Here is a 25,896-nt window from a genome sequence, read left to right as displayed (position 1 = left end):
GCCTTGCGGTGGAAGCGTCCGGCGGACGATGATCCCAAATGCAGGGAGTCTGGGGGGATAAACTCAGGCTGACGATTTTTAGTAGACGATTTGTGTACCCCCGGGGGTTGTTCGGGGCAGGTCTTGACCCGCCAAGTGTGCATTGCGGGATGGCCGCGGATCGCGGCGAGGGGGACTGGAATGGGTGGCGTCCGTATTTCGACGCAAGGGAAGACCAAGCTCGCTGCCGTGGGGGCGCTGCTGCTTGGTGCCGTCCTTGTCGGTCCCAATGTTGACCGTGCCGACGCGGCCGATCGGCGGAGCTCCGGCGGAGGCGTCTTCGTCAGCGAAGCGAACGACGTGCAGCGGGTCAAGGTCACCGTCAACAAGTCGCGCACCTTCAGGGTCGAGACGCCCTTTTCCACCATCGTGGCGGGCTCGACCGACATCGTCGACGTGAAGTCGCTGAGCGATCACCTGATCTACATCCAGGGCAAGCAGCCCGGCACGACCAACGTCATTCTGCTCGATTCCTCGATGAAGCAGATCGGCATCCTCGATGTCGAGGTCACGATCGACATCGGTAATCTTCAGCAGAACATTCAAACCTCGACCGGCATCCGCGGCATCCGCGTGACGGCCTCCGAGGGACAGGTGATCGTGGGGGGAACGGCCCCAGACTCGGTCGCCGCTCAGCGCGCGATGGAGATCGCGCAAAGCACCGTTCCGAAGGGCAGCGTCGTCGTCAACGCCATGAACGTGACGGGCCCGCAGCAGGTGATGCTCGAGGTTCGCTTCCTCGAGGTCAACCGGTCTGCCGGGCGCGAGCTGGGAATGAATCTCTATGGTGCCAATGCAAACGGAACGAACATTGGCAATACCGGGCTTGGTAGCATCAATACCAACAGCGGTCGCATTGGGATGCCGAACACGGGCCCGCCGCAAGGCTCGATCCCTCTGCTTGGCACGGCCGGCACGTTGGCGGCGACGGTAACGGGAGCGCCCGCTGCCCCGTTTGGGAGCCTCCTGACCAGCATCCTTCGAACGAGCAGCGGCGCCTCCGTCGATTTGCTTGTGACAGCATTGGAGAACAAGGGGCTGGTGCGTCGGCTCGCGGAGCCAAACCTGATGGCGCTGTCGGGTGAATCGGCTCGGTTCCTGGCTGGCGGCGAATTCCCGGTGCCGGTGGCTTCGTCGCCGGCCGTCGCCGGCTCGTTGGCGACTGTTTCGATCCAGTTCAAGACGTTCGGTGTTGAACTGGGCTTCATTCCCACGGTGCTTTCGCGTGGCGTGATCAATCTGCGCGTCGAGCCGTCCGTCAGCGAACTCGATTTCACCAACGCCGTCACGATCAGCGGCACGACGATTCCCGCCCTGAGCAGCCGCAACGCCCGGACCACGGTCGAATTGCGTGACGGCCAGAGCTTTGCCATCGCGGGCCTGCTGCAGACCCGTAACCGGCAGGATATCTCGCAACTGCCCTGGATCGGGTCGGTGCCGGTGCTCGGGACGCTGTTTCGCTCCTCGTCCTATCAGCAGCAGGAGACTGATCTCGTCATCATCGTGACGCCGCGCCTGGTCGCGCCGGCGGCGCCCGGCCAGCAACTGGCGTCGCCGCTGGATTCGCGCATGCCGGCCAATGACGTCGATTTCTTCCTCAATGGCCAGATGGAAGTGAAGAAGCGCTACAACGACTACGTCAGTTCCGGTGGTGAGCTGAAGGGACCGTATGGTCACATCATCGCGCCCGATGCGCGCGTGCCCGCGCCGCCGCCGGTTGTTGTAACCGATCAGCCCGTCGTCAAGACACTCAATTAAGGGACGACCGACATGACATGCACGACGTTACTCGCGGTCTTCACCCTTGGGGCCTGCAACGGCTTGGCCGGCAACGACGAGATGGACCGCTACTTTCAGCGGTCCGATACCCTTACGCTGAGCGCCGGCGACGCCAAGCAAGTCAACGCCGCGACCCATACGATCAATCCCTGGCCGCGAGGTGTCGGCGATCGCAGAATCGTTGTTGATGCGGGGAAGACCACCGGCGCCATCAGGCGCTATCGCAGCGGCAACCAGCCGCGCGATCCGCTGCCCGCGTTCGGAGGAAACAAGCCAGACGAGGGGCATCCTCCAATGGGCGTTGCGGGCGCAACGGCAGCAGCCGTGGACGCAGGGGGGGTCGTCAGCCTGGGTGGCGGCCCGGCCATCGTGGGCGTGAGCGGCCGATGATTTTGATGATTGATTTGTTGCCGGTGGTGCGACGGGGATAATGGTTATGGGGCGCCTTCTTGTATGGCCGGTCTGCGCATTGCTGGCCACAGCCTTGGCCGGCTGCGAAACGGTGCAGGAAGCAACCGTCCGCGACGCTGCCGTGGTTGCGCCCGTCGCTCCCGCCGGTCCTGACCCCGTGCAGGAGCCGACGGACGTTAAATACTATCCCTCCGACGAGCCGGTGCGGATGGGCCTTGAGCATTTCAACCGCGGCAATTTCGGCATCGCCAATCGCTATTTCAGGGACGCCGTCGAAAAGGCGCCAAAGGACGTAACGGCCTGGATCGGGCTTGCCGCAAGCTATGATCGGATCCGCCGCTTTGATCTTGCCGATCAGGCTTATGCGCAAGCGATCCGCCTCGGCGGCGAAACCGTGCAGATCCTGAACGACCAGGGTTATTCCTACATGCTGCGCGGCAATCTCAACGCGGCGCGACGGAAGTTCGAGAAGGCCTACGCGCTCGATCCGGGCAATCCGGTCATCGCGAACAACCTCGAGCTTCTCAACGGCAGTCGGCAGTTCATCGAGAGGCCGCCGAACAATCAGCCGTGAGTGAATCGTAGCTTGGAGAGCTACGCTCGAGCGCATCGGCCGGCGCGCGGACGCGCATCAACGCGGTCGTTCAGCGATATAGATATCAGCGATGTTCGAACGCGCGACGCGCTCGAGGCCCGTTGCGGGAATCGTGCTCTCGCAGGTGCCGTGGATGTCGACGACGACGTTGAAGCGGTCGCGCCAATGCGAGATGAGATTGACCCACGCCACGGGTGCTTCCGCTTCCAGTTTCGACCGTCCCGAAGCTTCTGACAGCCACTCTGAGTTCACAATGGCCTGCGGAGCGGCCGCGATCGCCGGATCCCGCGCTCGCACCGGCTGCAGCCCCTGTCCGGCGAACAATGTGCTCACCTGTGCGCGCCGGTCTATCACGGCGAACGTCGAAAGATGGTGCTCGAAGTTGATGTTCGGATCCCGACAATCCGGCGATGACACTGCGAGGACGCTTGAACCGAGTGGAATGGCGGAGAACGCGCTCCGCAACGCGACGATATCGTCGTTATAGCGGCTCCATGCGGGGACCAGCAGTGCGAGGCGCGCAAAAGCGAAGGCGAAAGCAGCGATCGTGACGATGCCTGCCATATGCCTGGGTTGGGGGACACGGGCGATCGTCGCGCTTAACGCCAGATAGACCCAAACCACCATGAGGCGCGCATCGACCAGGTTCGCCGTGCTCATCGAGGAGGGAGCGAATACGGCGACAACGAAAAAGCCGAACACAGCGAGCCTCGCAGGCTCGGCGAGGCGGATGAAGCGAACGACACAAAGCAGCAGGATAAGCAACCCGAGGCCCCATTGATGGTCATACGGAGAGCCACCAAAGAAGGGCGCTATGACGATCCAGGATTTGCCGCTCGTTACGACATAGCCGGGCGGCAGTTGCGGCATCGACCAGACAAGAACTAAAGCTGCAGCGACGTAGAGAGGGGACCGCAGGGCGCGCAGCAATGCTGGCTTGAGCGGCTCCTCCCGGCGTTGCGTGGCTTCCAGGAGTCCGAAAATGACGCAGAAAGCGGCAAGTGCCAGGATGTGGCAGAAGAATAGCCCGACCGCGGCCGCGTTCATCACCAAAAGATCGTACGCCGTCCGTCGGCGCTTCCGGGCGGCCCACCAGGCGAGTGTGATCAGAGCGATCCCGACGCCGAGCCCATAATTGACGAGTCCCACCGTCGTTACGACATTGTAGCTGAGAATTGGTGCGAACAGGATTGTCGGCGATGGTTCCAGCGCCCAGACGCGATGCAAAGCCCAGGCGCCGACCGCTGGCAGCCAGAACGCCATGACGAAGACTATTCGGACGACGGTCTCGGCATTCAACAGCGGCGACAACGCGACATAGATGAGATCAACGCCGAGGTTGGGAAAGGCACCCCATTTAACGAAGTAAAAGGCGTGGAGCGGATCGGACGCCGGCATGGCTAGAATAGTCAACCGGGCCCAGTGGTTTACGAGATCCACCGTGCGCGGGATCAGGAAGAGCACCGGCAGCGTCATGACCACGAGCAGCGCAAAATAGGCCGCCCGCAGGTCGAAAGCCCTGGTCCATTTCGTTTCCCGCTTCGCCTTTATCTCATTTCCCACAACAAGGCCCCTGCAAAACTCGCCGAACCGGGAGTGACCGTCACCGCGGCGAACAAAGATGTCTTTGAAGAGGCGTTAACTCCCTCGTTAACTCAGCACCAAGATCCATTGCTTTCGCCCTCCGTGACGAAATAGAGTATCGTCGAAAGTAATTTAAAGCCAACCACCAGAGGGGCCGCATCATCGACGGGCGCCTCCGGACCTCAATTTTGGGGGCTCTTCCACCGATGAGCGAGGTCCGCGTCAGGCAAGTTGGTGGACCCGGTCCAGATTTCAGCGGCAAATGGGCGATGGGCGCGCGCTTCGTCCTCTACGGGCTGGCGATCGTTCTTGTCCTGATGACTGCCTCGCTCTCAAGTTGGCAGGCGGGGCAATTCAGGCACCTTCTCGATTTTGACGCGTTCTACATCGTTGCGCAAAGAGTCTGGCTCGGCGACGTCGCGCAAGTCTACTATTTCGATCAGTTCGCAAAACTGCAGATCGACGCCATAGGCCGCGACATCAATATTTTCGGGTACTGGACCTATCCTCCCCAGTTCACTCTGCTGGTCGCTCCCTTGGCGCTGCTTCCCGTCGGCGCTTCATATTTTCTGTTCGTCGCGGGCACGCTCGGCGTCTATCTCCTGACATTGAGGGCCATCTCAAAAAGCTGTTTCGCTCTGGTGGTGATTCTGCTTGCGCCGGTCCTGCTCCTCACGCTTTTCGGCGGTCAGAATGGCTTTCTGACCGGCAGCCTCATCGGCGTTACGTGCCTCACCATGGAGCGGAAGCCGATCGCAGCTGGATTGAGCCTTGGCATGATGGTGATCAAGCCTCATCTTGCGGTTGCTGTCGGGATTTATGCGTTGCTCGCGCGTCGCTGGATGACCGTCATGACTGCAATGGCGGTCGTCTTGTTGAGCTCGATCCTGTGTACCTTGTTGTTCGGGACCTCAATCTGGAGCGCGTTTCTCACGAGCTCGCACGATTCTGCCGTCTTTCTGGGAAGCGAGCGCTTCCATTTTTTTCGCTCGATTTCTCTCTATGCGATCATGCGAACTGCCGGCTTTTCTGCTTCATTGGCTTTTCTTGGGCAGGCGGCCGTTGCCGTGGTCGCCCTATCGGCTGTCGCCTTCGCGATCTACCGCGATTTTCCGGCGCGCTGGTCCCTGGGCATTTCAGCCGTCGCCACGCTGATGATCAGCCCCTACGCCTATGACTACGACCTGCCAATTCTCGGCGTGGGAATGGCCCTGTTGTTGCCCGATCTGACGCGTCTGGCAACAGGGGGCGAGCGCGCCGCAATCTATGGCTTGACGTTCATGTCAGGGTTCTATGGCTTGTTCCAGATTTTGCGGCTGACCATTCAAGACGGAAAATCGATTGAACAACCGGCGCTCGACGGTTTGTTGCTCGTCACTCTGCTCTGGCTCATATTGCGAGTATTATTGCGAGGCGCAGACGAGGCCCGCCGCAATTCGCGGGATAGGGCCGAGGCAGTTGGCTAATATCGGCCAAGCCTAGAGCCGCTTCGATCCAATAATTCCGAATATACGAATTTCATTTAGGCGCGTGCCACGATTTGTTCAGCTTTCGGGGCCCGAGTCGGCGCGACTAACCGGGAACCTTTAAGACAAGCTCAACGTTCTTAACGTATGGCTTGTCGCATGAACCGGCTTTTTAAATTGCAGTTTCTTGGGCCGTTGGCACTTTTTGCCGCCACGCTGAGCGCCGAGATCGCCGCGCGAGCGCTCGCATATGCGCCGAGCTCCGAGATCCTTTGGTTCATCAATCTCAAGCTGTTCGGCATCTTCCAGCGCAGCGACGCGTATCTGAGTTACTTCGTCAGCGTTGACGGGTTTCAGCTGTTCGGGCTTGCGCTTCCGATCTTCGTGCTTGCCTGCCTCGGGCTCGTTGCCAGGTCGCGGCCGCTCTTCACGATCGCAACGCATCTGAGCGCGGCCTACGCCGTTTTCCTGGCGGCATCCTGGCAAGTCGGTATGCCCACCCTCAGGCAGGCCTCGCTTGGAACGATCGCCGTCCCGTCGGGTGGCCAGTTCGTGATGGCGACCATTCTTGGCACCTGCATGCTGTCCTTTGCGATCACGCATCTGCTCTATTTCCGTGCTGTTCATCAGGAAATCGAAGCCCTGGTTCACAGGTTGCGGGGAGCTCGCATCGTCCGGGCGCCCAACTAATTCGTCGTAAAACCCTTTGGCGCGACGGCATTTGCGTCTCGCGATGAGCATTGATCGAAGCTGCGGGGCGTGAATCGCGACCGCGTCCCGGAGGAGATGGTCGAGGATCGACGGCGCTCGCATGCAGCGCCCGATCTTGACAACCATTAAAGCAGAAATAACGATCCCGCCCCGTCGCGTTTTGAGACGGACCGCGCTTGGTTCGGATTTGGCCGAAGGTGGCGAATGAGCACAGATAAATTGCAGGCGTTGAGCGATACCATTGCCGGCATACTCAACGAGCCGCCATCACGTGCCACTTATTTCGACCCTGAGCCCCATGATGGGGCGACGGCCGGCGAACGCGCCGCAAAGTCTTTCGACAATCCTGCGCATGGCATTGGCGTTCCGAAGGGGAGCTTCGGACAGCTAAGTGCTCGCGAAGCCGGCATTTCACGAAATCCGGCGCCCGAAGCGCACATCGCCCGGTCCGATGAGTACGAGCGCACCAGCAGAGCTTCCGAGCAGCCGCCATCGAAGCTGGAGGCCGCAAGCCTCCGGCCTGACCTGCAGACGCTGGGCACAAACACGCAACGTGCCGCTGCTTCGAGCAACCGGATTTCGTTGCGAGGATGGGGCCTGTTCGGGCTTGCGGGCGTCGTGCTGGCCGCGGGAGCAGGCGCCGCCGCTGTGGTCTGGCCGGGCTCGTCCGGCGATGCCGCGAAGGCGACCTCGCAAACATCGCCTGCGACCATGGTCGCGCCGGGATCTCTACCACCCGAGTTGACCCCGGTGCTCCAATCGATGTCGCGCGATCTCGCAAGCCTGAAAAAGGAGATCGAGCAGCTCAAGCTTGGTCGCGATCAATTGGTCCGCGATAGCGCAAGTCTTGGCGAACAGCTCAAGACCAGCCAGGATCAATTGGGCCGCGCCGTTGCCAAGCTTTCCGATCAAGTGAAGGCCGGTCAGGAATTGGCGGGGCGCGACAATGCGAATGCAGCCGAGCAGATCAAGGCTGTCAGGGATCAACTGATCCGTCTGGAGCAGAATGCGGCGCCCAAGAAGCTCACGCCGCCGCCGCGAACGACGGCTCCCGTCGCGCCGAAACCCGCGCCAGCGGCCTCCTCGCCGCAGGCCGCAGCTCAGCCGGCCGCCGTAAAACCGAAACCGGCGCCGACCGCGCCAGCCTCTGCACCGGCGTCCACGCCTGCACGTTGAGACCTTGTTTTTTCGCGACGGAGGGCAAATTGGCTCTCAGGCGCGGGGAACCGGGGTGAAATTACGGCAGTATGGTTCACCGTAATAGAACGGAATCCACTTGGCATCGAAGTACCGCTAGGGTGTTGATGCCGGGGCTGGATTTCATCACGGACAACCATTTCAACCGGCAAGGGGCCGCTCTTGAGCGGCCCCTTTCAGTTTGGCCAGGTAAATGGAAAGGAAGCCCGCCTCCGGCAAAAAAGGGCAGTGGAGGCGGGCCAAGGTCGTTTGCGGCGCCGCTCTCCCGGGCTGGCAAGGGTTCCGTCGCTCGCAATGGAACCGTAGCACCATGGAACCCTGCCCTGAAATCCGCAGGAATACCGGAACATAAAATCCAGTTAAGTCGAGTTTACGGTGGCTGATGCCGGATTTACGATCATGAATCCGGTTGGAGGCGAGGCCCGCGAGCGCTCAGTCGGCCCGAGCCACGATGAGGCCGAAGAATCCGGTTGCGATTTGCCGAAATTCGACAGGCTCATTAGCCTTTCCTGAATTTTTGTCCTGCACTATCGGAACGACGCGGCAATTTCAGCGCCGTGTGCTTCGGCCGGCGGCCGAGGAGTGCGTGATTTCGTAAGGGCGTCTCGCGCCGGCGGGCTTGGTTTGTCCGGCAGGCGGCGAGCTGCGACTCGATTGAATTTTTCAAATCCGGGTTTCGTCCTGATATGTCTGACTCGCTACCACCCGAAAAACGTGGAACGGCACGCATCGAGTTCTCGCGCGGCGTCGACGTGCATATGGTGGCTATCGACGGAACGTGGAGCCGGCAGTGCAAGATGACCGACGTGGCGGAAGCCGGAGCGAAGCTCAGGATTGAAGGCTCGATCGAAGGTCTTGCGCTGAAGGAGTTCTTCCTGCTGCTTTCGACGACCGGCGCGGCTTTCCGCCGCTGCGAGCTGGCCTGGATCAACGGCGACAACATTGGAGTTCACTTCCTGCGCGGCAAGAACCCGAGCAAGAGGTGAGTTGTCGTGGAGGAGCGTCGCAGACAGCAACGTGCGACAGTCGACGAGGTCGCATACATCGCCGGCGACGGATCCAGCATGCGATGCCGCGTCGTCAGTCTCTCCGATCTTGGCGCCGCCATCGAGATGGCGGACAAGGTCTACGTCAGACCCCGCATCAAGCTGATGCTGGAGAAGGATCGAATCATCCGGGATTGCCGGGTCGTCTGGTCCAGCGGAAATCGTATCGGTGTTGAATTCCTGGATTAGGGATCGCGCGGTCGCGATACCGGCGGTGAGCATCTCGTTCCAGGCAAGAAGCGGCCGTTCAGGCCGAAAACGGCCCATTGCCGGTGCCGGGTAAGCCCGGGCCGCGCACCGATCACGTTTTTATGGCAGATTTAATCTTTAACGACCAAGATTTAGGCTTGCATGAGGGGATGGCCTGGACAACTGTGACTGATCCGTGGGCACATTTTAGCCTTCGGCTAGCGCGAGAATTTAGCTGTATCGGGTTTTTGGATTGTTTGAATGAGAACGCTGTTCATCATTCTCGGCATTTGGTTGCTGATTAACGTTCTTTTCGTCGTCGTGATGATCCCGCCGCGTAAGCCGCGGACGGCGAATGTCGTCGGCAGGTCGAGCGACGCCACGCCTGTCGCGGCCGGGATGAACTATGGCGCGACCGAAACTCAGGACGAGAGCGTTTCGCTACGCCATGTCGTCATCGCAATTGCGCTTGGCGCGTTCTTCTCGTTAACTCCGCCGCTGCTCGAAGCTTACGATGCGATCAAGGGATTGGTCAGCAAGCGCCTGCCCGGATCGAAGAACGAAGATCCTGGTGGTGACGCGCAAGCGGGAGAGGGATGAGGCGCCTTCTTCGCCTGCGCGGCATTGCGGCCGCGCAGGGAGCTCCGTCGATCAGCTCACCAATATTGGTTCATGCGATACGGCCGGGGATACTGGCCCCGGTAGTAGATAATTCCAGGTCCGGCGACCGGCCGGTGTCGAAAGCGCGAATTGGAGAGGTCGACCGCGATCGCTCGCACGTCGTGGCCTGCAGAAGCAGGATATTCGTAACTGAAGACGTAGCCGTCGTCCGCAACGGGCGCATACTGTCCGTAGAAGGACGGGCCCTGGCCGTATCCGAACCCCCATGCATTTTCGACGGTGGGAAGGCCGCCCGTTCCCATCCGCGTTCCGCCAGCAACGGCCGATCCTGATGTCACGAGGGCGCCGATCCCAAGAAGCGCTGCCGCCGCCAGGGTGTATGAAGTGCCTCGCATCGCGTTTCTCCTCTCAAATTGGGTGTCAGAAACAGGAGTAGACGCAGCAGAGGCTATCCGCTCTCGAGTGATAACGGTAGCGATTAGGGGCACGCGCCTCGTGCTGAGTTAGCAGCTGCAAAAACGATAAGGCTTGCCTCGGTTAATCGGATCGATAGTCTTTGTCACTTTCGAGATGTTCATTTCAGCAGGGGCTTCGGGTGACAAACGATACCGCTGTGTTCGATGCGTTGCGCATCGATCCACAAGAAGGCGAGATACCGACGGGGCGGATAGGCACGCGCGAGGCAATTCTTCGAGACGGTCTGCTTGTCGATCCATCCACGCTCGCTTATTGCCCACATCAATGGATCGATGGCAGCGGTTACCTCGATCTCGATCTGACGAGACAATTTCCTTACTTGCTCGCGCTCTGACGAACCGGACGCTCAGTTCGGCCCAAGGACGGCGTCGATCTGACGGCTGTCCCTTCTGACGATGATGATGGCTCCGTTGCGGATCGCGAATCTCGCGCCGACCAGTTTGGGTATCTTTTCCGTGACCGGTGAAGGGAAGGGGATCGTCGCTCCGGGAAGCGGATCGCCAACCGCAGGCGCTGCCGAGGAGCCGACGGCTGGTGCGGGTTTGATATAGTCGCGAATGAGTTGAATCTCCTCCCGCGACAGAGTGAGAGGCGCTTGCTGCGGCGGATTGTCTGCCGTTCGTTTGCTGCGTTCGTCCCGCGCCTTCTCCTCGGCCTGCCGTGCTTTTTCTGCCTCAAACCGCGAAAGCCGCTCCTTCAGCGGCGACAGCTCTCGCTGCAGGGAGGAGATTTCCGTCTGCAGCGACTTGACCTGTCGCAGGGCAATCACGGCGCCGGCGCAGATGATGACGACCAGCAGGCTGATGAGCGCAATGACGATTCCATTGACGCTGGTGCCCCGGCTGACCGTCCGCACTGTCGGCAGATCCTCCTCGATGTGCCGGCGCCATAGCGCAGCCAGGCGATGCAGCGGCCGGGCAATTGTTTCGAGCGTGCGAGCTCGCCAGTCGCCATTGTCCGGCGCAGGAACTTCGGCGCCAATCAGATGATCAATGCTCTCAAGCGACCCCGACTGGGGCGACGAAGGATCGGGGAGGGCCCCGATGACCGAGCGGCCCGCCTCTGTGATCTCCAGGCTGTCGCCATTCACGACGGCAAGGCCGGCCTCAATCAGCTCGATTCCGGCGGAGACCTGCTGCTCGATCCGGTCTTCGATGTCACCAATCTCGTCGTGCGCCTGCAGTTGCTGCTCGAGCTCGACAAACGCAATTCGTCCGTTCGGACGACTCGCAAGTGCGGCAAGGATGGCGAGATTGGCTTGCACGGCGACCACGATGATCAGGCAGGAGGCCAAAACCGGCGAAACGAGCGAGCAACCGGTCGGCGCTCAACTATTCGCCCGCTAGGGCCTTGATTGGAAACTCCCGCTTTGGCACTGTCGCGCATTAGCGCATGAAGATCGAGGGCAACATGCCGAAATTGCTGGCCGCAACCGCCATTTCCCTGACAGTTATGTTCGTTTCAAGCGCCGCTCACAGCGGTCCCTATCCCTTCGGCGACGAGCCGTATCGCCTGGATTTCGGTCCCGCACCGCAAATCGACGCTGGCTGCTGGAAGTGGAATTGGCAGCAGTATCAATGGAATAATTACTGCCCGGTCTATGTTCAGCCCAAGGCCTTTATGCATCCGAGGTCGCAGGGAGCCGTGTTGCGCACCAAGGGCTGATCGACTCGCCTTTAGGCTCCTCGCCCTAATGGGCGAGGGTGCAGGCGATCTGGCTGTGTTTGCCGAAGTTCAGCAGGGCATTTTCGCGGAAGCCGTCGAGCCAGATGCCCCGTCCGGCGTAGCGATAACCGACGCCCATTGGAACCAGCCGGACATGCGCACCGCCCCGCCCGGTGTGCAGGGATGCCGTCACAACCTCACCGGCAACCGAGACCGCGATCGGGCAGAGCGGATATTGCTTGCCATTCTCGCAGACAAACACCAGTTCGCTGCAGTTTCCGACCGCTGCGGGTGAGGCCATCAGGCCCAGATCGGCCGCGCTGGCCTGGGTCGTACCGATGGCCAGACTCAAAAAGGCCGCTCCCCAAAGAAATCCGCTGAATCTGCTCTGCATCGCAGCCCCCAAAAGCGAGAAATATCCGACTAAAAGAGCAAAAATGCCGTCAAAGGTCAATCAGCGCGGGCTTGCTTTGAAGCGCGCTGAACCCGTCGCCGCACGTCATCCCGGCGCTTCGCGCGGGGGGTGAGGATCGGCATTTTCAGGCAGAAGCCTCTCTGCGGTCCCCGCTGCCGTTCGCGAGGCACATGTTCTGGCGCGGCGGATTTTTTGCATGATCCGCAGGATAAATTCCATTTAACCCCGCGAGTTGCGCCTTCATCTGCATGCAGACTCACGCCTCCGCGCTCGTGTATTTGCGATCACGCCGGGCTCGTTTAGGGCTCGCCCGACTCTATTTAAATACCGGCGTGGCTCGCGAGTGGTCTGTTTGGTCGTCCGGCTCACTGTTACCGAAATGCCGCGGTCGCCGGAATTAATGCGCGTGAATTGCTCTTTAGGCCCTGCCGCTGATCTTCCGTAATGGTGCGTGGTTGACCGGTTGTCGGACGCCGTGACAAGAAGTCGCGTGGGGAGCAGGAGTAGTCGCGCGCGATTCGAAACAGCAGGTCGGGCAAGCGGGTTTTCCGTAATTTAACGGATCTCTCACAATGTTAATGTTTGCTTTACGACGGTGCCTGAACCTGAGGCCGTGCTTTTCGGCCATGCGGCTATTCCTTGGGGAGCAAGCGAGCAGGTATGGAGACGATGACCACAGGCCGGCATTCAATCCTTGCGACCTCCTTCGTCCGTTGCGCCGCTCTGGCGCTTCTGATCACCTCGACCACCACGATGGCCAAGGCGGATGAATTCCAGGGGCCGACCTTCCGCAAAGGTCTTTGGCACTTCGTTCGTACGCTCGATATGGTTGCTCATCGCAAGCCGAAGCACCGTTTGCTCGAGCGGGAGCTGACGGCCTGTGTCGATCCGACCGTCTCGATGAAGGCGACGTTCGCGTCTCCCTCGGTCGGCAGCTGCGTCTCTGCGAGACCCGAAAAGAAGAACAATCAATACACGTTCGCGAACCGTTGCGATTTCATGGGCCCCGTCAGCACGGTGATCACGGTTCACAGCGAGGAGTCCTACACTGAGCAGAACGAGCTGAGTGAGGGACAGATGCCGCGGGTCGAGCTGGTCGTGGCGCATCGGATCGGCGATTGCGGTGCAGGCGCGGAGCAGAGCTCGGGCGCGAAGACGCTGTCTCACTGACGCTGCATCTCCGGTTTCCGCGCCGCAATAGCGGCAGGCCCTTGCGCCGACCCCGCAGACGCGGAAATATCGCCGCGTTCGGGGATGAGGCGCGTCATGAGGCCATTGACTGGAATCGTCTGCTCCGTAGCGCTGTGCGCCGTGATTGACGCGGCGGTGGCGCAAGACACGCGACCGCCCGCCGAACAATCCGGCCTGAGCGAGCTGGTCAAGATCGACTCGTTCCAGGCGACGCGGCGGGCCGACAATTACGGGATCGCAAGCTTTGTGCTGTCCAACGGCACCGACAGGAAGATCGACAGTGTCGAGCTGACCTGCTGGATGGATGACGATCGAGAGCGCGCCACGAAAGTTCTTGTGTGGGCCAACCAGCCCGTTCCCGCGCATGCGAGCTACCAGTTCAAGAACGTCAATATCGGCGTGGTCGGACCGAACTCGCGCAGCCAATGCGAGGTCACGCGGGTGGACTGAATTCAAGCCCGGTCGAAGACGCAATGTCGGCGCCGAACCCGCAACGATGTTTTGCCCTAGATCTTCTGGCCGCCGGGTCCGGCGACGTTGACCGTAATCTTTTGAATCTCGGTCCGTCCGCCGGGATATTTGACCTCGATGGTCAGCGTATCGTCCCCGACAAAGTCCGGAGGCGATTTGTAGAAGGCCACGTAAGCGGGCACTTCCAGCGCCAGGCAGGCCTTGTAGTTGGTCGCCTTCACCTTACCGGGCTTGACGACGACCTTTCCCGAGGTCGGGGAGGTTGCCAATCGGATGGTTGGCAGCGGGCCGGAGGTGCAATCGGGCCTGACGTTAATGTAAAGCCCGATTTGAGTGTCCTTGTTCGGCTGGGCCTTGACAGTGCGTTCGACCATCTGGGCTTCCGGCGCCGGCTGGTTTTGCGCGGTGGCGGCATGCAAACCGAAAGATCCGGCCAACACGGCCGTTACCAGTAATTTCCTCATCCTTTGCTCCAGCTGCCGCCGTCGGGCCTGGAGCGACAAGCGCAAGGGCGGCGTTAATCCGGCCCGTTTTGCGACATATCGCGGCCGCGCGGTCCCCTTTACCACATCCTGATCGAAAGTATTGATTAACCAAATAGTTTTCTTGACCGGCAGGGGGGTTAACAATAGCTTAAAGATACACTTCGACGTAAATTTCCTGCAATTTTTCACTTCACGTCCTTTTGGCGGAGAGATTTCATGAATGAGCAATTTCGGGTTGCCCAGGCTACTGCTGGAAATTCGAACAACGCCTCGCCGCCACGCATCTTCAAGCTGACCAAGCCATTCGCGGATCAGGCAGTCGTTTTGAACCTCGGTTACGACCAGAAGGTTCAAGTCGACTTTTCGGCTATTGCGAACGAGAAGATCACGCTCGTTCATATCGGCGAAAAGCTGATCATTCTTTTCGACAATCACTCCACGGTGACGGTCGAGCCGTTCTTCGACTCCCGCCACGATCAACTCGGCAATCTCACCATCCAGGTTGCGCCGGGTCGCGATCTCACCGTCGCGGAGTTCGCCAGCGCCTTCCCGATCATCAATGATCCTTCCGCTGCGTCCGCCGTTCTCCCCGCAGCCGGCGATTCGCTGGGTCAGAACAACGCGCAGGCGAGCGGCGCGAACTTCAGCGCTCCCCTCGTCGATCCGCTGCCGCCGGTGCCCACCAACATCCTGGCTGGCCCGGAGGAGCTGCCGCGGACTCCGGATCAGCCGCCAACCGGTTTTATCCCGCAGACGCCGACCACGCCGGCTCCGACGATTTCGCTGGGCACGTTGCCCGAGCTGGTCGTGGACGAGAGCTTCCTGACATCAGCGACGAACGGCATCGACGGATCCACGCCTTTCCTGGCGAGTACGGTGGCGTTTGGCGTTTTGCCCGTCACGCTCAATGTGCCGGGCGGCCAGCAGTCGCTGACTTTCGCGCTGTCGATCAGTGCGCCGGGCGTGGACACCGGACTGATCGATTCGCAGACCGGAAATCACGTGTTCCTGTTCCTGGAGAACGGCGTCGTGGTCGGCCGCGAAGGCAAGGATGCGGCTGCAGCGGTCAATGGCCCGCAGGATTTCACTGTGTCCGTCGATGCCAACGGCAAGCTGACGCTGACGGATCTGCGTTCGGTGCACGAAGGCACGGGCGAGGATGGCGACATCAGCGAGGGCACGCATGTGCCCGCCGGTCTCGTCTCGCTCACGGTCACCGTGACCGACAACAGCAACCAGAGCACGAGCGCGAGCGTCGACGTCGGCCCGCATCTGACGTTGCAGGACGATGGTCCCTCGATTCAGGTCGTCCTGGAGGGTGAGGAGCAGACGGTTCCGAATTTGATCGTCGACGAAAGCAACCTGACGGCTGCGACCAACGACATCGATGGCTCGATCCACAACGGCAACAACACCGCGAGCGCGTTCTTCGGCGGCTTTTTCCAGTCGGTATCCGGCGCGGACGGTGTGGCGGATTCCGAGCATCCGATCAGCTACGCGCTGTCGATCGACGTCTCCAAGTCGAGCGGCGTGGTGGACGCGCAGACCAGCGAAGCTGTCGTGCTGGTGATGAACGGCACGACGGTGGAAGGCCACACCGCGGCGAGCAACCTGCTGGTGTTCACGCTGTCGGTCGACAGCGTTGGCACGGTGACGTTCACGGATTATCGCGCGGTGAAGGAAGCCGACGGCACCAATCCGGACGGCAATGAAGGCATTAGCCTTGCCAGCGGTGCGGTGACGCTGACGGGGACGATCACCGACAATGACGGTGACACGGCGACCGCGGGCATCGACCTCGGCCCGCAGGTGACGTTCCTGGACGATGGTCCGTCGATTCACGTCGTCGTGGATGGTGAGGAGCGAGTACTTCCGAATCTGATCGTCGACGAGAGCGATCTGACGGCCGCGACCAACGGCATCGACGGCTCGATCCACAATGGCGACAACACGGCAAGCGCATCGTTCGGCAGCGTGTTCGCGGCGGTGACCGGCGCGGACGGTGTGGCGGATCCGCAGCATCCGATTAGCTATGCGCTGTCGATCGATACCTCCAAGCCGACGGGGCTGGTGGACGCGCAGACCAATGAAGATGTCGTGCTGGTGATGAACGGCACGACGGTGGAAGGCCATACCGCCTCGAGCGACCTGCTGGTGTTCACGCTGTCGGTTGACAACGATGGCGTGGTGACGTTCACGGACGACCGTGCAGTGAAGGAAGCCGACGGCACCAATCCGGACACCAATGAAGGCATCGGCCTTGCCAGCGGCGTGGTCACGCTGACGGCAGCGATCACCGACAATGACGGCGACTCGGCGGACACGAGCATCGACCTCGGCAAGCAGGTGAGGTTCCTGGATGACGGTCCGACGGTGAAGGCGGCTCTTGCCAGCGAAGCGCAGGTCGCGCTGGACGAGGGCAACACGGATGCGGGCTCGCCGCCGACGAGTACGGCGGCGACCATCGACACCGGCGCGATCGCCAAGGGCGACGATCCGGATGTGACGGGGACGGGCTATATCGCGCATGCGGTGGACGTGTCGCTGCTGACGGTGACGCCGCAGTTCGGCGCGGACGGCCCGGCGGCCTCGGATGCGACGGCGTACAAGCTGACGGTGACCAATGCGGTGTCGGGTCTGTTCGTGACCGACGGCTCGGCGATCAGCCTTGTCGACGTGAACGGCGACGGCAGCGTGATCGCGGGTGTGGTGCAGGCCGGCGGCTTTGCCGGCCAGGCCGCGTTTGCGATCTCGATCAACGGCACGACGGGCGCGGTGACGGTCGAGCAGTATCTGTCGCTGCACCAGGACAGCGCCAGCAACACGCCGGATGACGGGGTGTCGCTGAACGCGAACTCGCTGGCGGTGACGGTGACGATCACGGACGGTGACGGCGACCAGGCAAGCGCGCCGGTCGACGTGTCCAGCAAGATCACCTTCGACGATGACGGCCCGAAGGTGACGGCAACCCTGGCTAGCGAAGCCCAGGTCTTGCTGGATGAGGGCAACACGGATGCGGGCTCGCCGCCGACGAGCACGGCGGCGACCATCGACACCGGCGCGATCGTCAAGGGCGACGATCCGGATGTGACGGGGACGGGCTACATCGCGCATGCGGTGGACGTGGCGCTGCTGACGGTGACGTCGCAGTTCGGCGCCGACGGCCCGGCGGCCTCGGGGTCGACGGCCTACAAGCTGTCGGTGACCAATGCGGTGTCGGGTCTGTTCGTGACCGACGGCTCGGCGATCAACCTTGTCGACGTGAACGGCGACGGCAGCGTGATCGTGGGCGTGGTGCAGGCCGGCGGCTTTGCCGGCCAGGCCGCGTTTGCGATCTCGATCAACGGCACGACGGGCGCGGTGACGGTCGAGCAGTATCTGTCGCTGCACCAGGACAGCGCCAGCGACACGCCGGATGACGGGGTGTCGCTGAACGCGAACTCGCTGGCGGTGACGGTGACGATCACGGACGGTGACGGCGACCAGGCAAGCGCGCCGGTCGACGTGTCCGGCAAGATCACCTTCGACGATGACGGCCCGAAGGTGACGGCAACCCTGGCTAGCGAAGCCCAGGTCTTGCTGGATGAGGGCAACACGGATGCGGGCTCGCCGCCGACGAGCACGGCGGCGACCATCGACACCGGCGCGATCGTCAAGGGCGACGATCCGGATGTGACGGGGACGGGCTACATCGCGCGTGCGGTGGACGTGGCGCTGCTGACGGTGACGTCGCAGTTCGGCGCCGACGGCCCGGCGGCCGCGGGGTCGACGGCCTACAAGCTGACGGTGACCAATGCGGTGTCGGGTCTGTTCGTGACCGACGGCTCGGCGATCAACCTTGTCGACGTGAACGGCGACGGCAGCGTGATCGTGGGCGTGGTGCAGGCCGGCGGCTTTGCCAGCCAGGCCGCGTTTGCGATCTCGATCAACGGCACGACGGGCGCGGTGACGGTCGAGCAGTATCTGTCGCTGCATCAGGACAGCGCCAGCGACACACCGGATGACGGGGTGTCGCTGAACGCGAACTCGCTGGCGGTGACGGTGACGATCACGGACGGTGACGGCGACCAGGCGAGCACGCCGGTCGACGTGTCCGGCAAGATCACCTTCGACGATGACGGTCCGAAGGTCACTGCGACCCTGGACCGCGAAGCGCAGGTCGCGCTGGACGAGGGCAATACCGACGCGGGTGTCCCGCCGACGAGCACGGCGGCGACCATCAACACCGGGGCGATCGCCAAGGGCGACGATCCGGATGTGACGGGGACGGGCTACATCGCGCATGCGGTGGACGTGGCGCTGCTGACGGTGACGTCGCAGTTCGGCGCGGACGGCCCGGCGGCCTCGGGCTCGACGGCCTACAAGCTGACGGTGACCAATGCGGTATCCGGTCTGTTCGTGACCGACGGCTCGGCGATCAGCCTTGTCGACGTGAACGGCGACGGCAGCGTGATCGTGGGCGTGGTGCAGGCCGGCAGCTTCGCCAGCCAGGCGGCGTTTGCGATCTCGATCAACGGCACGACGGGCGCGGTGACGGTCGAGCAGTATCTGTCGCTGCATCAGGACAGCGCCAGCAACACACCGGACGACGGGGTGTCGCTGAACGCCAACTCGCTGGCGCTGACGGTGACGATCACGGACGGCGACGGCGACAAGGCGAGCACGCCGGTCGACGTGTCGGGCAAGATCACCTTCGACGATGACGGCCCGAAGGTGACGGCAACCCTGGCTAGCGAAGCCCAGGTCTTGCTGGACGAGGGCAACACGGATGCGGGTGTCCCGCCGACGAGCACGGCGGCGACCATCGACACCGGGGCGATCGCCAAGGGCGACGATCCGGATGTGACGGGGACGGGCTATATCGCGCATGCGGTGGACGTGGCGCTGCTGACGGTGACGTCGCAGTTCGGCGCCGACGGCCCGGCGGCCGCGGGCTCGACGGCCTACAAGCTGACGGTGACCAATGCGGTGTCGGGTCTGTTCGTGACCGACGGCTCGGCGATCAGCCTCATCGACGTGAACGGCGACGGCAGCGTGATCGTGGGCGTGGTGCAGGCGGGCAGCTTCGCCAGCCAGGCGGCGTTTGCGATCTCGATCAACGGCACGACGGGCGCGGTGACGGTCGAGCAGTATCTGTCGCTGCACCAGGACAGCGCCAGCAACACGCCGGACGACGGGGTGTCGCTGAACGCGAACTCGCTGGCGCTGACGGTGACGATCACGGACGGCGACGGCGACCAGGCGAGCACGCCGGTCGACGTGTCGGGCAAGATCACCTTCGACGATGACGGTCCGAAGCTGACGGCGGTGCTGTCGGGTACGACGGCTGCGCTGGACGAGGGCAACACGGATGCGGGCTCCCCGCCGACGAGCACGGCGGCGACCATCAACACCGGGGCGATCGCCAAGGGCGACGATCCGGATGTGACCGGGACGGGCTATATCGCGCATGCGGTGGACGTGGCGCTGCTGACGGTGACGTCGCAGTTCGGCGCGGACGGCCCGGCGGCCTCGGGCTCGACGGCCTACAAGCTGACGGTGACCAATGCGGTATCCGGTCTGTTCGTGACCGACGGCTCGGCGATCAGCCTTGTCGACGTGAACGGCGACGGCAGCGTGATCGTGGGCGTGGTGCAGGCCGGCAGCTTCGCCAGCCAGGCGGCGTTTGCGATCTCGATCAACGGCACGACGGGCGCGGTGACGGTCGAGCAGTATCTGTCGCTGCATCAGGACAGCGCCAGCAACACACCGGACGACGGGGTGTCGCTGAACGCCAACTCGCTGGCGCTGACGGTGACGATCACGGACGGCGACGGCGACAAGGCGAGCACGCCGGTCGACGTGTCGGGCAAGATCACCTTCGACGATGACGGCCCGAAGGTGACGGCAACCCTGGCTAGCGAAGCCCAGGTCTTGCTGGACGAGGGCAACACGGATGCGGGTGTCCCGCCGACGAGCACGGCGGCGACCATCGACACCGGGGCGATCGCCAAGGGCGACGATCCGGATGTGACGGGGACGGGCTATATCGCGCATGCGGTGGACGTGGCGCTGCTGACGGTGACGTCGCAGTTCGGCGCCGACGGCCCGGCGGCCGCGGGCTCGACGGCCTACAAGCTGACGGTGACCAATGCGGTGTCGGGTCTGTTCGTGACCGACGGCTCGGCGATCAGCCTCATCGACGTGAACGGCGACGGCAGCGTGATCGTGGGCGTGGTGCAGGCCGGCAGCTTCGCCAGCCAGGCGGCGTTTGCGATCTCGATCAACGGCACGACGGGCGCGGTGACGGTCGAGCAGTATCTGTCGCTGCACCAGGACAGCGCCAGCAACACGCCGGACGACGGGGTGTCGCTGAACGCGAACTCGCTGGCGCTGACGGTGACGATCACGGACGGCGACGGCGACCAGGCGAGCACGCCGGTCGACGTGTCGGGCAAGATCACCTTCGACGATGACGGTCCGAAGCTGACGGCGGTGCTGTCGGGTACGACGGCTGCGCTGGACGAGGGCAACACGGATGCGGGCTCCCCGCCGACGAGCACGGCGGCGACCATCAACACCGGGGCGATCGCCAAGGGCGACGATCCGGATGTGACGGGGACGGGCTATATCGCGCATGCGGTGGACGTGGCGCTGCTGACGGTGACGTCGCAGTTCGGCGCGGACGGCCCGGCGGCCTCGGGCTCGACGGCCTACAAGCTGACGGTGACCAATGCGGTATCCGGTCTGTTCGTGACCGACGGCTCGGCGATCAGCCTTGTCGACGTGAACGGCGACGGCAGCGTGATCGTGGGCGTGGTGCAGGCCGGCAGCTTCGCCAGCCAGGCGGCGTTTGCGATCTCGATCAACGGCACGACGGGCGCGGTGACGGTCGAGCAGTATCTGTCGCTGCATCAGGACAGCGCCAGCAACACACCGGACGACGGGGTGTCGCTGAACGCCAACTCGCTGGCGCTGACGGTGACGATCACCGACGGCGACGGCGACAAGGCGAGCACGCCGGTCGACGTGTCGGGCAAGATCACCTTCGACGATGACGGTCCGAAGCTGACGGCGGTGCTGTCGGGTACGACGGCTGCGCTGGACGAGGGCAACACGGATGCAGGTGTCCCGCCGACGAGCACGGCGGCGACCATCAACACCGGGGCGATCGCCAAGGGCGACGATCCGGATGTGACCGGGACGGGCTACATCGCGCATGCGGTGGACGTGGCGCTGCTGACGGTGACGTCGCAGTTCGGCGCCGACGGCCCGGCGGCCGCGGGCTCGACGGCCTACAAGCTGACGGTGACCAATGCGGTGTCCGGTCTGTTCGTGACCGACGGCTCGGCGATCAGCCTTGTCGACGTGAACGGCGACGGCAGCGTGATCGTGGGCGTGGTGCAGGCCGGCAGCTTCGCCAGCCAGGCGGCGTTTGCGATCTCGATCAACGGCACGACGGGCGCGGTGACGGTCGAGCAGTATCTGTCGCTGCATCAGGACAGCGCCAGCAACACACCGGACGACGGGGTGTCGCTGAACGCCAACTCGCTGGCGCTGACGGTGACGATCACCGACGGCGACGGCGACAAGGCGAGCACGCCGGTCGACGTGTCGGGCAAGATCACCTTCGACGATGACGGTCCGAAGCTGACGGCGGTGCTGTCGGGTACGACGGCTGCGCTGGACGAGGGCAACACGGATGCAGGTGTCCCGCCGACGAGCACGGCGGCGACCATCAACACCGGGGCGATCGCCAAGGGCGACGATCCGGATGTGACCGGGACGGGCTATATCGCGCATGCGGTGGACGTGGCGCTGCTGACGGTGACGTCGCAGTTCGGCGCCGACGGCCCGGCAGCCGCGGGCTCGACGGCCTACAAGCTGACGGTGACCAATGCGGTGTCCGGTCTGTTCGTGACCGACGGCTCGGCGATCAGCCTTGTCGACGTGAACGGCGACGGCAGCGTGATCGTGGGCGTGGTGCAGGCCGGCAGCTTCGCCAGCCAGGCCGCGTTTGCGATCTCGATCAACGGCACGACGGGCGCGGTGACGGTCGAGCAGTATCTGTCGCTGCATCAGGACAGCGCCAGCAACACGCCGGACGACGGGGTGTCGCTGAACGCGAACTCGCTGGCGCTGACGGTGACGATCACCGACGGCGACGGCGACAAGGCGAGCACGCCGGTCGACGTGTCCGGCAAGATCACCTTCGACGATGACGGTCCGAAAGCGAACACAGTGACCGCGACGCCGGTCCTGGACGACGACGCGCAGACGCTGTTTGTGGGTAATCCGGGCGGCACGGGCGACGTTGCGAACTCAATGGTTGCGACGGGCGCGGCGGGTGCGCTGTTCGCGGCGGGTGCGGACGGTGTGCAGTCGATCAGCTTCACCAACCCGGTCGGGCTGAAGGCGATCTACAAGGACGCCAACGGGCTCGGGGCCCAGGAGACGCTGACCTACGCGACGACGGTGGTCGCGGGCCACACGATCCTGACCGCGACGGGCGCGATCTCGAGCAATGTGGTGTTCAAGCTCGACGTCGCACCTGACGGCTCGTACACGTTCACCGAGTCTGAGCCGCTGGTGCATCCGACCAGCAGCACGACGGAGGAGAACCTCGCTGTCGCGATCGGCTTCACGGTGACGGACGGCGACGGCGACCAGGCGGCGGGTTCGCTGACGGTGAACGTCAACGACGACACGCCGTCGATCAGTGCCATTCAAGATGCGATTGCACCTTTCAACAACAATACGCAGGTCAACGGTACGTGGCAGCCGCTGTTTGGTGCCGATGGCCCGAACGCAATCGCTCCGATTTCGATCTCAATGGGAGCGAACCCGGCTGGTCTCACCTATGTCATCACCGATACGAATACGGCGGTGTCAGGCCACGAGCTCTTCAAGGTTGACGTGAAGAGTGGCGCAACGACGCTATACTCCTTCTATGAGTACACCGACTACAATCCCGCCACGAAGAGCGGGGAGATGTTTGCATTCACCGACCTTGCCCATACAAAGCAGTTCTTTGAACTGACCGTAGGCATCGATGGAACCTACAATTTCCACGTCGACACAAACACTCTTCAGCAAACGACCACGTTCAGCTTCGTTTCGCAGTTGCCAAACGGCGGAAACGGCGACTATCTGACGATCGTCAACGGCACCGGAACGTTCCTCAACGGTAACGATCCCGCCACGGTGCCTGCCGGCACCGTCCTCATTGACGGATGGAACAGCAGCAACACGAGTCCAAACGCTCACGTCTTGCACAAGAACAACCCGGGCTTGGGCATTGACAACGGCAACTTGGATGGCGGCGAAACCGTCATGTTCAAGTTCGGTGATCTGCAGACCGGCATAACCGTTGGCATCGGCAAGGGAAATAACTCGACCAACGAACATTTCCTCGTCACCGTTTGGGATGCGACGCATACCAATTCTGTTACTTGGGACTTGGTGCAGGCAGACGGCACGGCGATTGTTGTCGATCAAGCGCACTGGGGCGCTACCGGAACGGTATCCGGAGCACTCTTCTCATCTTTCAGCGAAGTCGACGTCCAGAATATCGCCAGCGGCTCTGCTGTCCCGGATGAAGACGACAAGGTCGTGCTGACGACACTTTCGTATGGACAGAATACGACGATTGCCAGCACCACTCTGAACTTCGCGCTCGCCATCACCGATGGTGACGGCGATACGTTCGCCAGCTCGGACAATCTGACAGTGTCGCTGCTCGGCACCAACGCCAGCCTGACAGGTACGACCGCCCCCGAAGTGATCGCCGCGAGCGCTGCGAATGATACGATCACCGGCGGAACCGGACCAGGAGATACCGTCGACTACAGCAACGCGACCTCCGGGGTGACGGTCAACCTGACGGCAGAAACCGATACGGTGGCCGCCGTCGTGGGTGGTGGCGCCACAGGTGACACCATCAAGGGTATCGAAAACATCTTCGGATCGTCCTTTGCGGATACTCTGACGGCTCACCCGTCCGGCAGCGTCCTCTATGCGGGAGCAGGTAGCGGAGCTGGCACGGATGTCCTGAATGGCGGCGTCGGCAATGACACTCTGGTCGCCGGCCTGGCAGGAACTGACGTCCTGTCGGGCGGCGCAGGCAATGACACGTTCGTGCTACATGGCAATGGCGGTGCCAATGTAACGATCTCAGACCTCGGTTTGGGTGATTCCATTGTCGTCGACGTTGCAAATCTGAACCTGACCATCAATACGGCCCAGACGGTCACGTTCAACTCGGGAACGACAGGCGCAAACGATCAGACCCACGACAGTGCCTTCGTGGGATCGAACTTCTTCTTCAACATCAGCAACAACGAGCTGTACTACTCGGCCGACAATACGGCGGCTCACGCCGTCGATCTCGCTCACATCAGCACGGGCATCCCCCAAGCCAACGCTGTTCACGTGGCGTAAGCGGCCTGTGACGCATGACAAAACCGCCGGCGGGGCTCCCGCCGGCGGTTTTTCTTTGTCTCAAAGAAGCAGTGGCAGCGTGCTCAGTGATCCGCCGCCACCGGCATCCGCCGGCTCCGCGCCCGCCCATTCCGGGCCGGCCGCCGCCGGCGCCGCTTCGGCTGTGAGCGGCGCAACCTTCGCATAAGGCTTGGCGAACAGATGCACGCCATCGTGATTGATCGCGAACAGCGGTGCGAAGTTCAGCTCGCCGTTGTCCTCCCGCAGGCCCGCCCAGCGGTTGTCCAGGATCAGCCAGCGGCCGTCGAGACGAGCCGCAAGCACCGCGTGGTCCTGCCGGACGGTCCGGTCGCGGACAAGGAGCAGGCGCATGTCGGCGTCCGGGAAACCCGCTTCGCGCAGTGCGGCGTATTTGGCGATCGCATAGTCTTCGCAATCGCCTTTGCCCGTCGCAAAGCTCGCCAGCGGCGAACTCCAGCGGTCGAGCTCCCGATGTTGGACGAGATCGCTGATATAGCGGATCGCGGTGTTGACGCCGAGATTGACCTCCTCGAGCCGAGCGCGCCCGGACTTGGCTTTGACCGCACCGACGAGCCTGAGGAATTGCACAGCGTTCGGCGGGCAGGTCGCGGCATCGGAGCGGCAGCGCTCGAGCAGGGCCTGCTCGCTCGCGATCTCTGCTTCAACCGTGCGCCATTTGCGCCAGATGGCGTTGTCAGGTGCCCGGAACGCGAAGAGGCCGAAGGGTTCAGTGCCGAGCGGCTGCGCGCCGGCCGGAGCGGCGGTCTCGGACTGGGCATCCGTCGCTGTGGGGGAGGAAGGCGTCAGTGCTGCCAGACGCACGGCATTTGGCCCGCGGCCACGCTCGCGGTCGAGCTTTGCCAGCACCGCGTTGATCGTGAAGAACGTCGCGGGTGCCTGGATGGCATCCGCCCCGGATGGCGCGATCTCACGCGGCTCGGCCGGTTCGACCTCGGCTGCAAATGCGACCGAGGTCGCAGCACCGCTGAGCGAAACCAGCATGGCCGCCGCAAACGCCAGAATGCCCTGCCGTCGCTGTCCACAACGCGACTTCATTGACCGTCCCCATATTTCGGGACGTCGCCGGCGTCTTTACGCGCCTGATCATCATCCC

20 protein-coding genes are annotated in these 25,896 nt (G+C 62.7%); 14 read left to right on the top strand and 6 right to left on the bottom strand.

All coding sequences use genetic code 11. The features are described from left to right. Positions 1-180 precede the first annotated feature (180 nt). From QA649_RS29890 to QA649_RS29880, 3 genes are read left to right on the top strand one after another with little or no spacing between them, the layout of a single operon-like run. The gene (locus QA649_RS29890; RefSeq protein ID WP_283020333.1) at positions 181-1,797 is read left to right on the top strand and encodes a type II and III secretion system protein family protein; all 1,617 of its coding nucleotides are present in this window, start codon (positions 181-183) and stop codon (positions 1,795-1,797) included. 12 nt (positions 1,798-1,809) lie between these two features. Then, complete coding sequence (locus tag QA649_RS29885; RefSeq protein ID WP_283020332.1) at positions 1,810-2,208, top strand: hypothetical protein; 399 nt, start codon at positions 1,810-1,812, stop codon at positions 2,206-2,208. A gap of 46 nt (positions 2,209-2,254) precedes the next feature. Further along, a complete protein-coding gene (locus QA649_RS29880; RefSeq protein WP_283020331.1) occupies positions 2,255-2,803 on the top strand; it encodes a tetratricopeptide repeat protein in 549 nt (182 codons plus the stop codon). A gap of 57 nt (positions 2,804-2,860) precedes the next feature. On the opposite strand, the gene QA649_RS29875 is transcribed toward QA649_RS29880, so the two are convergent. Then, positions 2,861-4,387 (bottom strand): hypothetical protein, encoded by a 1,527-nt coding sequence (locus tag QA649_RS29875; protein ID WP_283020330.1) that lies wholly within the window; start codon positions 4,385-4,387, stop codon positions 2,861-2,863. Positions 4,388-4,614: 227 nt separating this feature from the next. On the opposite strand from QA649_RS29875, the gene QA649_RS29870 reads away from it, so the two are divergent. The 6 genes from QA649_RS29870 to QA649_RS29845 all read left to right on the top strand — a co-directional run bounded on the left by QA649_RS29870 (position 4,615) and on the right by QA649_RS29845 (position 9,617). Continuing rightward, entirely contained in the window at positions 4,615-5,874 is a 1,260-nt protein-coding gene (locus QA649_RS29870) for a glycosyltransferase family 87 protein (RefSeq protein ID WP_283020329.1), read from the top strand. Positions 5,875-6,021: 147 nt separating this feature from the next. Beyond that, complete coding sequence (locus QA649_RS29865) at positions 6,022-6,564, top strand: hypothetical protein (protein ID WP_283020328.1); 543 nt, start codon at positions 6,022-6,024, stop codon at positions 6,562-6,564. A gap of 225 nt (positions 6,565-6,789) precedes the next feature. Next, positions 6,790-7,761 carry a hypothetical protein gene (locus QA649_RS29860; protein WP_283020327.1) on the top strand — a complete coding sequence of 324 codons (972 nt, stop codon included), beginning with the start codon at positions 6,790-6,792 and terminating at the stop codon, positions 7,759-7,761. A gap of 707 nt (positions 7,762-8,468) precedes the next feature. Further along, positions 8,469-8,768 carry a PilZ domain-containing protein gene (locus tag QA649_RS29855; RefSeq protein ID WP_283020326.1) on the top strand — a complete coding sequence of 100 codons (300 nt, stop codon included), beginning with the start codon at positions 8,469-8,471 and terminating at the stop codon, positions 8,766-8,768. A gap of 6 nt (positions 8,769-8,774) precedes the next feature. After that, positions 8,775-9,017 carry a PilZ domain-containing protein gene (locus tag QA649_RS29850; RefSeq protein ID WP_260384772.1) on the top strand — a complete coding sequence of 81 codons (243 nt, stop codon included), beginning with the start codon at positions 8,775-8,777 and terminating at the stop codon, positions 9,015-9,017. A 261-nt stretch (positions 9,018-9,278) separates the two neighbouring features. Beyond that, a complete protein-coding gene (locus tag QA649_RS29845) occupies positions 9,279-9,617 on the top strand; it encodes a hypothetical protein (protein ID WP_283020325.1) in 339 nt (112 codons plus the stop codon). Between the two features lie 56 nt (positions 9,618-9,673). Here QA649_RS29845 and QA649_RS29840 read toward each other — a convergent pair whose 3' ends face one another. Further along, the gene (locus QA649_RS29840; protein ID WP_283020324.1) at positions 9,674-10,033 is read right to left on the bottom strand and encodes a hypothetical protein; all 360 of its coding nucleotides are present in this window, start codon (positions 10,031-10,033) and stop codon (positions 9,674-9,676) included. Between the two features lie 200 nt (positions 10,034-10,233). Here QA649_RS29840 and QA649_RS29835 point away from each other — a divergent pair, with 200 nt between their 5' ends. Continuing rightward, positions 10,234-10,449, top strand: coding sequence for a hypothetical protein (locus QA649_RS29835; protein ID WP_283020323.1), 216 nt, complete (start codon positions 10,234-10,236; stop codon positions 10,447-10,449). Positions 10,450-10,461: 12 nt separating this feature from the next. On the opposite strand, the gene QA649_RS29830 is transcribed toward QA649_RS29835, so the two are convergent. Next, on the bottom strand, positions 10,462-11,379 hold the full coding sequence (locus tag QA649_RS29830; protein WP_283020322.1) for a hypothetical protein: 918 nt from the start codon (positions 11,377-11,379) through the stop codon (positions 10,462-10,464). A gap of 128 nt (positions 11,380-11,507) precedes the next feature. Here QA649_RS29830 and QA649_RS29825 point away from each other — a divergent pair, with 128 nt between their 5' ends. Beyond that, positions 11,508-11,780, top strand: coding sequence for a hypothetical protein (locus QA649_RS29825; RefSeq protein WP_018646284.1), 273 nt, complete (start codon positions 11,508-11,510; stop codon positions 11,778-11,780). Positions 11,781-11,805: 25 nt separating this feature from the next. On the opposite strand, the gene QA649_RS29820 is transcribed toward QA649_RS29825, so the two are convergent. Beyond that, the gene (locus QA649_RS29820; protein ID WP_260384769.1) at positions 11,806-12,234 is read right to left on the bottom strand and encodes a hypothetical protein; all 429 of its coding nucleotides are present in this window, start codon (positions 12,232-12,234) and stop codon (positions 11,806-11,808) included. 630 nt (positions 12,235-12,864) lie between these two features. On the opposite strand from QA649_RS29820, the gene QA649_RS29815 reads away from it, so the two are divergent. Both QA649_RS29815 and QA649_RS29810 read left to right on the top strand, forming a co-directional pair. After that, positions 12,865-13,365 carry a hypothetical protein gene (locus QA649_RS29815; RefSeq protein WP_145832140.1) on the top strand — a complete coding sequence of 167 codons (501 nt, stop codon included), beginning with the start codon at positions 12,865-12,867 and terminating at the stop codon, positions 13,363-13,365. 96 nt (positions 13,366-13,461) lie between these two features. Then, a complete protein-coding gene (locus tag QA649_RS29810) occupies positions 13,462-13,836 on the top strand; it encodes a hypothetical protein (protein ID WP_283020321.1) in 375 nt (124 codons plus the stop codon). A gap of 56 nt (positions 13,837-13,892) precedes the next feature. Here QA649_RS29810 and QA649_RS42985 read toward each other — a convergent pair whose 3' ends face one another. Further along, positions 13,893-14,696, bottom strand: coding sequence for a hypothetical protein (locus tag QA649_RS42985; protein ID WP_349254036.1), 804 nt, complete (start codon positions 14,694-14,696; stop codon positions 13,893-13,895). On the opposite strand from QA649_RS42985, the gene QA649_RS29800 reads away from it, so the two are divergent. Beyond that, positions 14,667-24,761: a DUF5801 repeats-in-toxin domain-containing protein gene (locus QA649_RS29800; RefSeq protein ID WP_283020320.1), complete on the top strand. Its 10,095-nt coding sequence runs from the start codon at positions 14,667-14,669 to the stop codon at positions 24,759-24,761. The two genes, QA649_RS42985 and QA649_RS29800, sit on opposite strands and share 30 nt — an antisense overlap. 60 nt (positions 24,762-24,821) lie before the next feature. Here QA649_RS29800 and QA649_RS29795 read toward each other — a convergent pair whose 3' ends face one another. Beyond that, positions 24,822-25,838, bottom strand: coding sequence for a transglutaminase-like cysteine peptidase (locus tag QA649_RS29795; protein WP_283020319.1), 1,017 nt, complete (start codon positions 25,836-25,838; stop codon positions 24,822-24,824). Positions 25,839-25,896 lie beyond the last annotated feature (58 nt).

The sequence above is a fragment of the Bradyrhizobium sp. CB1717 genome, assembly GCF_029714325.1.
In the GTDB taxonomy this organism is placed as follows: Bacteria; Pseudomonadota; Alphaproteobacteria; order Rhizobiales; family Xanthobacteraceae; genus Bradyrhizobium.
Note: the sequence above shows the minus strand (reverse complement) of the source record. Positions and strands in the feature narration are given on the sequence as shown.

What these genes read in the sequence shown, in the direction of transcription:
- QA649_RS29815 (WP_145832140.1), top strand. Translation starts at nt 12,865, where the DNA reads ATGACCACAGGCCGGCATTCAATCCTTGCGACCTCCTTCGTCCGTTGC.
- QA649_RS29880 (WP_283020331.1), top strand. Translation starts at nt 2,255, where the DNA reads ATGGGGCGCCTTCTTGTATGGCCGGTCTGCGCATTGCTGGCCACAGCC.
- QA649_RS29840 (WP_283020324.1), bottom strand. Translation starts at nt 10,033, where the DNA reads ATGCGAGGCACTTCATACACCCTGGCGGCGGCAGCGCTTCTTGGGATC.
- QA649_RS29870 (WP_283020329.1), top strand. Translation starts at nt 4,615, where the DNA reads ATGAGCGAGGTCCGCGTCAGGCAAGTTGGTGGACCCGGTCCAGATTTC.
- QA649_RS29865 (WP_283020328.1), top strand. Translation starts at nt 6,022, where the DNA reads ATGGCTTGTCGCATGAACCGGCTTTTTAAATTGCAGTTTCTTGGGCCG.
- QA649_RS29825 (WP_018646284.1), top strand. Translation starts at nt 11,508, where the DNA reads ATGAAGATCGAGGGCAACATGCCGAAATTGCTGGCCGCAACCGCCATT.
- QA649_RS29855 (WP_283020326.1), top strand. Translation starts at nt 8,469, where the DNA reads ATGTCTGACTCGCTACCACCCGAAAAACGTGGAACGGCACGCATCGAG.
- QA649_RS29890 (WP_283020333.1), top strand. Translation starts at nt 181, where the DNA reads ATGGGTGGCGTCCGTATTTCGACGCAAGGGAAGACCAAGCTCGCTGCC.
- QA649_RS29845 (WP_283020325.1), top strand. Translation starts at nt 9,279, where the DNA reads ATGAGAACGCTGTTCATCATTCTCGGCATTTGGTTGCTGATTAACGTT.
- QA649_RS29860 (WP_283020327.1), top strand. Translation starts at nt 6,790, where the DNA reads ATGAGCACAGATAAATTGCAGGCGTTGAGCGATACCATTGCCGGCATA.
- QA649_RS29795 (WP_283020319.1), bottom strand. Translation starts at nt 25,838, where the DNA reads ATGAAGTCGCGTTGTGGACAGCGACGGCAGGGCATTCTGGCGTTTGCG.
- QA649_RS29810 (WP_283020321.1), top strand. Translation starts at nt 13,462, where the DNA reads ATGAGGCCATTGACTGGAATCGTCTGCTCCGTAGCGCTGTGCGCCGTG.
- QA649_RS29885 (WP_283020332.1), top strand. Translation starts at nt 1,810, where the DNA reads ATGACATGCACGACGTTACTCGCGGTCTTCACCCTTGGGGCCTGCAAC.